General features: G+C 62.2%; 8 protein-coding genes. 6 read left to right on the forward strand and 2 right to left on the reverse strand.

Features of this window, described 5'->3' with window-relative positions; all coding sequences use genetic code 11:
• Positions 1–27: 27 nt before the first annotated feature.
• Positions 28–960 (forward strand): choline ABC transporter substrate-binding protein, encoded by a 933-nt coding sequence (locus VGL01_RS14915; RefSeq protein ID WP_414720267.1) that lies wholly within the window; start codon positions 28–30, stop codon positions 958–960.
• Between the two features lie 98 nt (positions 961–1,058).
• On the opposite strand, the gene VGL01_RS14920 is transcribed toward VGL01_RS14915, so the two are convergent.
• The gene (locus VGL01_RS14920) at positions 1,059–2,135 is read right to left on the reverse strand and encodes a GlxA family transcriptional regulator (RefSeq protein ID WP_331570599.1); all 1,077 of its coding nucleotides are present in this window, start codon (positions 2,133–2,135) and stop codon (positions 1,059–1,061) included.
• Between the two features lie 315 nt (positions 2,136–2,450).
• On the opposite strand from VGL01_RS14920, the gene VGL01_RS14925 reads away from it, so the two are divergent.
• The 5 genes from VGL01_RS14925 to VGL01_RS14945 are packed head-to-tail and all read left to right on the forward strand — an operon-like array spanning position 2,451 to position 9,078.
• Entirely contained in the window at positions 2,451–3,836 is a 1,386-nt protein-coding gene (locus VGL01_RS14925; RefSeq protein ID WP_331570601.1) for an L-serine ammonia-lyase, read from the forward strand.
• Positions 3,837–3,863: 27 nt separating this feature from the next.
• Positions 3,864–5,108, forward strand: coding sequence for a sarcosine oxidase subunit beta family protein (locus VGL01_RS14930; protein ID WP_331570603.1), 1,245 nt, complete (start codon positions 3,864–3,866; stop codon positions 5,106–5,108).
• Positions 5,109–5,130: 22 nt separating this feature from the next.
• Positions 5,131–5,442, forward strand: a complete 312-nt coding sequence (locus VGL01_RS14935) for a sarcosine oxidase subunit delta (RefSeq protein WP_173255535.1) — start codon at positions 5,131–5,133, stop codon at positions 5,440–5,442.
• Positions 5,439–8,462, forward strand: coding sequence for a sarcosine oxidase subunit alpha family protein (locus tag VGL01_RS14940; protein ID WP_331570605.1), 3,024 nt, complete (start codon positions 5,439–5,441; stop codon positions 8,460–8,462). Before VGL01_RS14935 ends, VGL01_RS14940 begins: the two co-directional genes overlap by 4 nt.
• Entirely contained in the window at positions 8,452–9,078 is a 627-nt protein-coding gene (locus VGL01_RS14945; protein ID WP_331570607.1) for a sarcosine oxidase subunit gamma, read from the forward strand. The genes VGL01_RS14940 and VGL01_RS14945 overlap by 11 nt, the downstream gene beginning before the upstream one ends.
• A 77-nt stretch (positions 9,079–9,155) precedes the next feature.
• Here VGL01_RS14945 and VGL01_RS14950 read toward each other — a convergent pair whose 3' ends face one another.
• On the reverse strand, positions 9,156–10,385 hold the full coding sequence (locus VGL01_RS14950) for an MFS transporter (RefSeq protein ID WP_331570609.1): 1,230 nt from the start codon (positions 10,383–10,385) through the stop codon (positions 9,156–9,158).
• Positions 10,386–10,480: the final 95 nt, after the last annotated feature.

Here is a 10,480-nt window from a genome sequence, read left to right on the forward strand (position 1 = left end):
AGGATGATCGCGATGAAGCAGGTGTGGATGAAAGCCGGTTATGTAGTGGCCGCCGCGGCGCTATCGACGTCCGCTTATGCGACGGACCCGGCGGCGTGTCGCAACGTGCGTTTTGCGGATGTGGGCTGGACCGACATCGCCGCAACGACGGGCTTGGCCTCGACGGTTTTCGAAGGGCTCGGCTATCACCCGATGAAGACAATCGCTTCGGTGCCGATCACCTTTACCGGCATCAAAAGCAAGCAGATCGACGTGTTTCTCGGCTACTGGTCGCCCACGATGGATCCGATCGTCGCGCCGTTCGTCAAGGCAGGGCAGGTCAAGGTACTGGCGAGCCCCAATCTGACCGGTGCGAAATATACGCTGGCCGTCCCGGAATACGTCTATAACGGCGGGCTCAAGACGTTTGCCGATATTCAAAAGTATGCCGACAAGCTCGATGGCAAGATATACGGCATCGAGCCGGGCAACGACGGCAATGCCCTCATCGAAAAGATGATCAAGGGCAATCAGTATGGCCTCGGCAAATTCAAGCTCGTCGAATCGAGCGAGGCCGGCATGCTCGTCGAGGTGAACAAGGCGGCCCGCAACAAGCAGTGGATCGTTTTTCTCGGTTGGGAGCCTCACCCGATGAACGTGCAGATGAAGATCGACTATCTGAGCGGCGGCGACGATGTGTTCGGGCCGAACTACGGCGAGGCGAAGGTTTTCACCGCCACGCCGCCCGACTATGCGGCACGTTGTCCCAACGCGGCGAAGCTCGTATCGAATCTGAAGTTCACGACGGATGTCGAAAACCACGTGATGATGCCGATCATGAACAAGGAAGATCCGACGAAGGCCGCGACGGCCTGGTTGAAGCAGAACCCGAAGGTGCTCGATCAATGGCTCTCCGGCGTGACGACGTTCGACGGGAAGGATGGGCTCGCGGCGGTGAAGTCTTACATCGCCTCGCATTGACGTCCGATCGGGTCGATATCGGGTGCCGTGGCTGATAGACGCGTCGAGGCGGGTCAGTCACGGCTGGTGCGAAACGCTCGACGAATGCGGCTTGCCCGTCAATCCTCGTCGTCGGGCAGGGATTCACCGTCGATCAGCGCGAATTCTTCCTGCTTCGACAGCCCCGCTTGCCGCTCGCGATAGGTGACGGGCGGCACGCCGAATTGCTTGCGGAACTCGCGCCCCAGATGCGACGCATCGGAGAACCCGCAGCTCGATGCGATATCGGCGACTGTTCGGTCGGAGCTCGTCAGCAGCCATGCGGCCGTGCGTAGCCGCACATGCTTGGCGAACGTCTGAGGGCTCTTACCCGTTTCAGCCTTGAAGAGCCGTTCGAGCTGACGCGGCGACAAATCGAGCTTGCACGCCAGCTCTTCGAGCGGCAGCGTGCGCCCGACGTGCTGCTCCATCAACAGAATCGCACGCTTGACCTTCGGATGCGTCGCGGGCGCGAGCCCCGGTGGGTGGGGCTGCGGCGCGTTGCCCTTCTGCATTTCCCCGACGAGCAAGATGCGTAATGCCTTTTGCACCGTCGCATGATCGAAGTGACGCAGCAAAATGGCGGCGGCGACGTCGATCGACGCGCGCCCGCCCGAGCACGTCACGCGCCGGCGATCGATGACGAACAGTCTGTCCGCCACGAGCAGGTTCGTATCGGCGGACGGAAACCGCTCGATGAAATCCCAGTAGTGAAACCAGCTGACGCATGTACGGTAGCCGTGCAGCACGCCCGCGCGCATCAGCGCGAAGACGCCTGTGCAGATGCCGACGACCGTCGCGCCGCGGTTCGCCGCGCGTCGAATGAACTCGAGCGTGTCGTCGTCGGCGTGCGGTCCCGAATGCAGCAGCCCACCGACGACGACGACGTAGTCGAACGGTTCGGACTCCTCATAGGTTTCCCATGGCGTCACCTGGATGCCGCAGCTCGCGCGCACGGGCGCAAGCGTCCTGCCCACGACGCTCCAGGCGCAGCGCACGGGCTTGCTGAAATCGCTGTCGTCTGCGGACAGGCGCAGCATGTCGACGAAGCCCGAGAATGCCGTCAGCGTGAAATTCGGCAGCAGAACGATGCCGAAACGGATGCGTTCCTTCGGTATGACGGAGGTAATCGGCGGTGACGGATCGACTGCGTTCATGTTGCCAATGCAAAAAGACGATGCGGCGGCGCGAGCCGCCTGGGAGGGCATCGCCGACGCGTGGCGCCGGGTGCCCACTTGTGGTTTTCCGCCGCAAATTATCACTTACGCGTACAACCGGGGCCCGCGCGGGTAGGTTTGGCGACGGCATCCCACAGCGATGCCGCTTTTGTTCTATCGGCGAATTCTACGCTTTGGTGTACTGGCGTCCATCGGTAATCGTACGCCGCAAACAGCAACCGCGACGCAATTCGCGAGCGGATGCGGCGCCGCATCATTTCACGAGACGTCAATTCGTCAATCGAGGCCGTCCCCATGAACGTCAGTGTTTTCGATCTCTTCAAGATCGGTGTCGGGCCTTCGAGCTCCCATACCGTCGGTCCGATGATCGCCGCGTGCCGGTTCGTCTCGCATGTCGAGGATGCGAATCTGCTCGGCTACGTACGCCGCGTGAAGGTCGAGCTCTACGGCTCGCTCGGCGCGACGGGCAAGGGCCACGGCACGGACAAGGCCGTGCTGCTCGGGCTCGAAGGGCATCTGCCCGATACGATCGACCCCGATCTGATCGAGCCCCGGCTCGCCCATATTCGGCGCGAAAAATCGCTGCAACTGCTGGGTCAGACGCCCATCCGCTTCGATGAAAAGGAAGACATCGCGTTCTATCGTCGGCTCATGACCGGTACGAACGTCGTCCATTCGAACGGCATGCGTTTTCAGGCGTTCGACGAGCTCGGTCAATTGCTCGTCGAAAAAGAGTATTACTCGGTTGGCGGCGGCTTCGTGGTCAATCGCGATGGCGACCGTGTCAACGGTGTCAGCAGCGGTGCATCCGTGCCCTATCCGTTTCGCACCGGGGCCGATTTGCTGCGCGCTTGCAGCGAACACGGGCTCTCGATCGCGCAAGTAGCCATGCAAAACGAATGTGCTTCGCGCGAGCCGGCGCTGGTACGCGAAGGGCTGCTCGCGATCTGGCGCACGATGGCCGCGTGCGTCGAGCGCGGTTGCCGCACCGAGGGGGAGCTGCCCGGACCGATGCGCGTCAAGCGTCGTGCCGCGGAGCTTTCGAAGCACCTGCGGGCGCGCTCGGAGGAATGCCTGCGCGACCCGCTTTCGATGCTCGACTGGGTGAATCTCTACGCGATGGCCGTGAACGAAGAAAACGCGGCCGGCGGGCGAGTCGTCACGGCACCGACCAACGGTGCGGCGGGTGTGATTCCGGCCGTGTTGCACTACTACGTCAAGTTCGTGCCCGGCGCGAACGAGGACGGCATCGTCGATTTTCTGCTGACGGCCGCGGCCATCGGCATCATCTACAAGGAAACGGCTTCGATCTCGGGCGCGGAAGTCGGCTGTCAGGGCGAAGTCGGCGTGGCCTGCTCGATGGCGGCCGCCGCGCTCGCCGCGGTCATGGGCGGCACACCGCGTCAGGTCGAAAATGCGGCCGAAATCGGCATGGAGCACAACCTCGGCATGACCTGCGATCCGGTTGGCGGTCTCGTGCAGATTCCCTGCATCGAGCGCAACGCCATGGGCGCCATCAAGGCGCTGAACGCATCGCGCATGGCGCTCAAGGGCGACGGAGAGCATTACGTGTCGCTCGACTCGGTCATCAAGACGATGCGCGAAACGGGCGCGGACATGAAGACGAAGTACAAGGAGACGTCGCGCGGCGGGCTGGCCGTCAACGTCATCGAATGCTAAATGAGGAACACCGCAAGGACGACCGCTATGAGCCGCTTTTCCCTATTCAGTCTGGTGCGCAACGGATTGTCGTATCACGAGAACTGGGAGCGCCAATGGCGCAGTCCCGAGCCGAAGCGCGAATACGACGTGGTGATCGTCGGCGGCGGCGGTCATGGTCTCGCCACCGCCTATTACCTCGCGAAGGAGCACGGCATGCGTAATGTCGCCGTGCTCGAGAAGGGATGGCTCGGCGGCGGCAACACCGCGCGCAATACGACGATCATTCGTTCCAACTACTTGTGGGACGAGTCGGCTGCGCTCTACGAAAAGGCGATGAAGCTCTGGGAGGGGCTCTCGCAAGATCTGAACTACAACGTCATGTTCAGTCAGCGCGGCGTCATGAACCTCGCGCATACGCTTCAGGACGTGCGCGATACGCAACGGCGCGTCAACGCCAACCGGCTCAACGGCGTCGATGCCGAATATCTGACGCCCGAGCAGATCAAGGAGATCGAGCCGACGATCAATCTGAATGCCCGCTACCCGGTGCTCGGCGCATCGTTTCAGCGGCGCGGCGGCGTCGCGCGTCACGATGCGGTGGCCTGGGGTTTCGCGCGCGGCGCGGATTCGCATGGCGTCGACATCATCCAGAACTGTCAGGTGACGGGTATTCGACGCGATGGCGGTGCCGTCGTCGGTGTCGAAACGGTGAAGGGCTTCATCAAAGCGAAGAAGGTCGCGGTGGTCGCCGCGGGCAATACGACGACGCTTGCCGATATGGCCGGTATCCGTCTGCCGATCGAGAGCCACCCGTTGCAGGCGCTCGTTTCCGAGCCGATCAAGCCTGTCGTCAATACGGTGGTCATGTCCAACGCCGTGCATGCCTACATCAGCCAGTCCGACAAGGGCGATCTCGTCATCGGCGCCGGCATCGATCAATACGGCGGTTTCGGCCAACGTGGCAGCTTCCATGTGATCGAAGGCACGTTGCAAGCCATCGTCGAAATGTTCCCCGTGTTTTCGCGCGTGCGGATGAATCGGCAATGGGGTGGCATCGTCGATGTCTCGCCCGATGCGTGCCCGATCATCAGCAAGACCGACGTCAAAGGGCTCTATTTCAATTGCGGATGGGGAACGGGCGGGTTCAAGGCGACGCCGGGTTCCGGATGGGTGTTTGCGCACACGATCGCCAACGACGCGCCGCATCCGATCAACGCGCCGTTTTCGCTCGACCGGTTCTACACCGGCCATCTGATCGACGAACACGGCGCTGCCGCCGTGGCCCACTGAAGGCACTGGAGAGAGACCAATCATGTTGATGATCGAATGCCCCTGGTGCGGCCCGCGTGCCGAATCCGAATTCTCCTGCGGCGGCGAAGCCGACATCGTGCGCCCGCTCGAGCCCGAGAAATTGTCCGACCGCGAGTGGGGCGATTACCTCTTCATGCGGCACAACACGCGCGGCGTGCATCGCGAGCAATGGCTTCACGCCCAAGGCTGCCGGCGGTGGTTCAAGGCAACGCGCGATACGGTGACGTACGCGATTCAGGGATATGAAACGTTCGACGGGGCCACCCCCGAGCGGGCGGAGCACAACGGCAAACAACAGGGCACGCAATCATGAGCAGCCAGAAAGACCGACTCGGCGCCGGCGGGCGGATCAATCGCGCCATTCCGTTGACGTTCACGTTCAACGGCCGTACGTACCAGGGCTATCAGGGCGATACGCTCGCATCGGCGCTGCTCGCCAATGGCATGCATTTCGTGGCGCGAAGCTGGAAGTACCATCGCCCCCGCGGCATCGTGACGGCGGGCGTGGAAGAGCCGAATGCCATCGTGCAACTCGAACGCGGCGCCTATACCGTGCCTAATGCGCGTGCGACCGAAATTGAGCTCTACCAGGGACTCGTCGCGCGCAGCGTGAATGCGGAGCCGTCGATCGAGGACGACCGCATGGCGATCAATCAGAAGATCGCGCGCTTCATTCCCGCGGGCTTCTATTACAAGACGTTCATGTGGCCGCGCAAATGGTGGCCGAAGTACGAAGAAAAGATTCGCGAGGCAGCGGGTCTGGGCAAAGCGCCCGATACGCTCGACGCGGACCGTTACGACAAATGCTTCGCGCACTGCGACGTGCTCGTCGTCGGCGGCGGGCCCGCAGGCTTGGCCGCGGCGCATGCAGCCGGGTTGGCAGGCGCGCGCGTGATTCTCGTCGACGACCAGCGCGAACTCGGCGGCAGCCTGCTGTCTTGCCGCGCGCAGATCGACGGTAAGCCCGGGGTGCAGTGGGCCGAGAAGATCGAATCGGCGCTCGCGCAGATGCCGGACGTCAAAATCCTCACGCGCAGTACCGCGTTCGGCTATCAGGATCACAATCTCGTGACGGTCGTTCAGCGTGTGACCGACCATCTGCCGGTTTCGCTGCGCAAGGGTACGCGCGAGCTCGTCTGGAAGATTCGCGCCAAGCGCGTGATCCTTGCGACGGGCGCGCACGAGCGTCCGCTCGTGTTCGGCAACAACGATTTGCCGGGCATCATGCTGGCCTCTGCCGTGTCGACTTATGTGCATCGATATGGCGTGCTCCCCGGGCGCGAGGCCGTCGTCTTCACGAACAACGATGACGGATATCAGTGCGCGCTCGATTTGAAAGCGAGCGGCGCGAAGGTCACGGTTGTCGATCCGCGGGCATCGAGCGACGGTGCACTGCCCGCCGCCGCGCGGCGTCATGGCATCGCCGTGAAAAGCGGTGCCGTCGTCACCGTGGCGAACGGCAAGCGTCGTGTGTCGTCGGTCGAAATCGCCAGGTTCGACAAGGGCGTGGTCGGCGCGCGGCAAGAGACGATCGCTTGCGACCTCGTGGCGATGTCGGGGGGCTGGAGCCCCGTGCTGCATCTTTTCGCGCAGTCGGGCGGTAAGGCGCATTGGAACGACGAGAAGTCCTGCTTCGTGCCGGGCAAGGCTGCCCAGCCCGAAGTGAGCGTCGGTGCCGCGTCGGGCGAATTCAGTCTTGCGCGCGGCCTGCGTCTGGCGCTCGATGCCGGTCTCGAAGCCGCGCAATCGCTGGGCTTCAAGGCTGTGCGTCCGCCTGCACCGCAAGTGGCCGATATCAAGGAGTCGCCGTTGCTGCCGCTTTGGCTGGTCGGCTCACACGAGCGTGCTGCACGCGGGCCCAAGCAATTCGTCGATTTTCAGAACGACGTATCGGCGGCCGACATTCTGTTGGCCGCACGCGAAGGTTTCGAGTCGGTCGAGCATGTGAAGCGTTATACGGCCATGGGGTTCGGCACCGATCAAGGCAAGCTCGGCAACATCAACGGCATGGCGATTCTCGCGAGCGCGCTCGGCAAGACGATTCCCGAGACGGGCACGACGACGTTCCGCCCCAACTACACGCCCGTGACGTTCGGTGCGATCGCCGGCCGGGAGATCGGGGATTTCATCGATCCCATCCGCAAGACCTGCATTCACGAATGGCACGTGGAGAACGGTGCGGCGTTCGAGGATGTCGGCAACTGGAAGCGGCCTTGGTATTACCCGAAGGCGGGCGAAGACCTGCACGCTGCCGTCGCGCGCGAATGTCTCGCGGTGCGAACGGGCGTCGGCATTCTCGATGCGTCCACGCTTGGCAAGATCGATATCCAGGGTCCCGATGCGGCGAAGCTGCTGAACTGGGTGTACACGAATCCGTGGTCGAAGCTCGAAGTGGGCAAATGCCGCTACGGCCTCATGCTCGATGAAAACGGCATGGTGTTCGACGACGGCGTGACCGTTCGTCTGGGCGATCAGCACTACATGATGACGACGACGACGGGCGGCGCCGCGCGGGTGCTGACCTGGCTCGAGCGATGGCTGCAGACGGAATGGCCGGACATGAAGGTGCGGCTGGCTTCGGTCACGGACCATTGGGCTACGTTTGCCGTCGTTGGGCCGAAGAGCCGCAAAGTGCTGCAAAAGGTTTGCCGCGACGTGGATTTCGCGAATGAGGCGTTCCCGTTCATGAGCTATCGCGATGGCACGGTGGCCGAAGTGAAGGCGCGCATCATGCGGATCAGCTTCTCCGGCGAGCTTGCGTACGAAGTCAACGTGCCGGCCAACGCGGGGCGCGCGGTCTGGGAAGCGCTGATGGAGGCCGGTGCGGAGTTCGGCATTACGCCGTACGGCACGGAAACGATGCACGTGCTGCGTGCGGAGAAGGGCTACATCATCGTCGGGCAGGACACTGACGGGTCGATCACTCCGTTCGATCTCGGTATGGGCGGTCTTGTTGCGAAGACGAAGGACTGTCTGGGCAAGCGGTCGCTGACCCGGTCCGACACCGCGAAGGAAGGGCGCAAGCAACTCGTGGGACTGTTGACCGACGATCCCGCCACCGTGTTGCCCGAAGGCGGCCAGATTCTGGCGAAGGGTACGAGGACACCGCCCGCGAATACCGTTGCGACGGAGCCGGTGCCGATGCTCGGGCATGTCACGTCGAGCTACTACAGCCCGATTCTGAAGCGCTCGATTGCGATGGCTGTTGTCAAGGGTGGGCTTGGCAAGATGGGGCAGAAAGTGACGATCGATTTGAACGGGCGCACCGTCGACGCGACGATTTCGAGCCCCGTGTTCTATGACACCGAAGGAGTGCGTCAGCATGTGGAATGAGACGAAAGGCAATGCGGCGACGCTCGGCGGCCAGGGACGGCTCGAATCTCCGCTCGTCGGCGTGCAGGATATTCTTGCGGCGAGTCAGGCCAAGCAATCGAATGTATTTCGACTGCGCGAGCGGCCGTTTTTGGAACTCGTGAACGTGCGCGGCGATGCGCGCGATCCGGCGTTCATGAGTGCCGTGCAAAGCGTGCTTGGCGCGAGCTTGCCTGTGAAGCCGAATACGGTTGCGCAGGCGAGCGAGTGCGACATGCTTTGGTTGGGTCCGGACGAATGGCTCGTTCGCTCGATCGAGCCGCGGGCGGCTCAGCTCGAAGCGAAGCTCGGCGCGGCGTTTCAGGGGCTGTTTGCTGCGGCTGTCGATGTGGGGAGCGGTTATACGGTGTTGGAAGCGAGTGGGACGCATGTGCGCGACGTGCTGGCGCGCGGCTGCCCGCTCGATCTTCATCCGCGTATGTTGGCGCGTGGGCAATGCGCGCAGAGCCATTATTTCAAGGCTTCGATCGTGCTCGTGCCGCTGGGTAGCGACAGCTATGAGATCGTGGTGCGCCGCAGTTTTGCCGATTACTTCTGCCGCATTATGTTGGATGCCGCGGCGCCGTTGTTGATGTAGGGTGGGTGGTCGGCCTTGGGCAGTTCAGGGCCGGCCTACTCACGCTCTGATGACGTCTTCGAGTTCCTTGCATCAGATCATGTCGCGTTTCCTTGATGTTTTCGGCTGTTGGCAGCGAGACCGATCCCGATGGTTCCGATGATGCTGATGAGGGCAGCGAATATTAGCGCATGGGAATGACCCACGGTTTCGCCAATGAGACCGGCGCCGAGATAGATGAACGGGTGCGCGCCGCTGGTCATCATCGTGTCGACCGCTACAACCTTGCCGAGGTCTTTTTCCGGTGAGAGCGTTTGCATGGCCGTTGCCCAGCCAGTGAGCCACGAGGCCTCGACAAACCCGACAAACATTGCTCCCAAGACGGCCATCCAGCCGAAACCACCCATTCCCAGCAAGGCCATTGCGCTCGCGACAAAGAGGCCACACGTCAGTGCCAGCATTTTTAGATGCCGATGGCCCGAAGCGAGTACGACGGCTACAGATCCGATACACGCGCCAAGGCCCGAGGCCGCCAGACACACCGCCCACATCGTGTCGCCGAAGCGATCCGTCACTGCGTAGGGAGCGACCACCAGAAAGACCGGAAAGCACAGAACATTCACGACTACGGTGGCAGCGAATCCGAGTAGCAGCTCTCGATCGCGGATGACCACCGCTACCCCGTTCAGTGCGTCGCGAATTGAAAATTCATCGTCGGATTGGAGTTTGCCCCCATCGGGGAGCGAGGCAGTGAAAATGGCAGCTGCAAAGAAGGTAATGCCGTCGATCAGCACGCCCCACACCGGATCCCACAAAATGATCAAGACTCCTAGTGTGGCCGGAAAGATTACCGCGACGAGATTGTCGAGAAAGTTGATGGCTCCGTTCCCTGCAGCCAAGGCCTGCTTCGGTAACAGATTGACGAGTAACACTTGAGTGCAAGGACGAGAGATGCCGATGCCGATGCCGAATGCAAGATAGGCAAGCGCCAAGCTCCATGAGGGCGAGCCACATGCCATAAGCGCTACGACGATAAGTTGTACCGCGCCTCTCGCGGTATCTGTGGCTATGAGAACCTGCTTTGGGGAGGTTCGATCTGCCAGCATCCCACCCGCCACAGCGCCGATGACCGTGCCGATTCCCACCGCAGCCAGGACAACCCCGAGGGTCTCGCCGCCGAATCCAGCGCGAATCATGGCGACGGGAAGGGCTGCTAAACAGACGACGTCGCCTGCCATTGACAGGCCTTGACCGATCAGCAACTTCCGGAATGCCTGGAAATGCAGCGCATCGCGATAAGGCGACATGCGCTTGGCGAGTGATGTCATTCAGGCTACCCACACAGATTGGCTCGTCCGTAAGAGTGACGTTTGGCAGGAAGCTGGCGAGTGTAGGGACTACCGCCAATCGTCAGCATTCTGTT

Origin of the sequence: Trinickia sp. (assembly GCF_036503415.1) — a bacterium.
GTDB lineage: Bacteria > Pseudomonadota > Gammaproteobacteria > Burkholderiales > Burkholderiaceae > Trinickia.

What these genes read in the sequence shown, in the direction of transcription:
- VGL01_RS14915 (WP_414720267.1), top strand. Translation starts at nt 28, where the DNA reads ATGAAAGCCGGTTATGTAGTGGCCGCCGCGGCGCTATCGACGTCCGCT.
- VGL01_RS14920 (WP_331570599.1), bottom strand. Translation starts at nt 2,135, where the DNA reads ATGAACGCAGTCGATCCGTCACCGCCGATTACCTCCGTCATACCGAAG.
- VGL01_RS14925 (WP_331570601.1), top strand. Translation starts at nt 2,451, where the DNA reads ATGAACGTCAGTGTTTTCGATCTCTTCAAGATCGGTGTCGGGCCTTCG.
- VGL01_RS14930 (WP_331570603.1), top strand. Translation starts at nt 3,864, where the DNA reads ATGAGCCGCTTTTCCCTATTCAGTCTGGTGCGCAACGGATTGTCGTAT.
- VGL01_RS14935 (WP_173255535.1), top strand. Translation starts at nt 5,131, where the DNA reads ATGTTGATGATCGAATGCCCCTGGTGCGGCCCGCGTGCCGAATCCGAA.
- VGL01_RS14940 (WP_331570605.1), top strand. Translation starts at nt 5,439, where the DNA reads ATGAGCAGCCAGAAAGACCGACTCGGCGCCGGCGGGCGGATCAATCGC.
- VGL01_RS14945 (WP_331570607.1), top strand. Translation starts at nt 8,452, where the DNA reads ATGTGGAATGAGACGAAAGGCAATGCGGCGACGCTCGGCGGCCAGGGA.
- VGL01_RS14950 (WP_331570609.1), bottom strand. Translation starts at nt 10,385, where the DNA reads ATGACATCACTCGCCAAGCGCATGTCGCCTTATCGCGATGCGCTGCAT.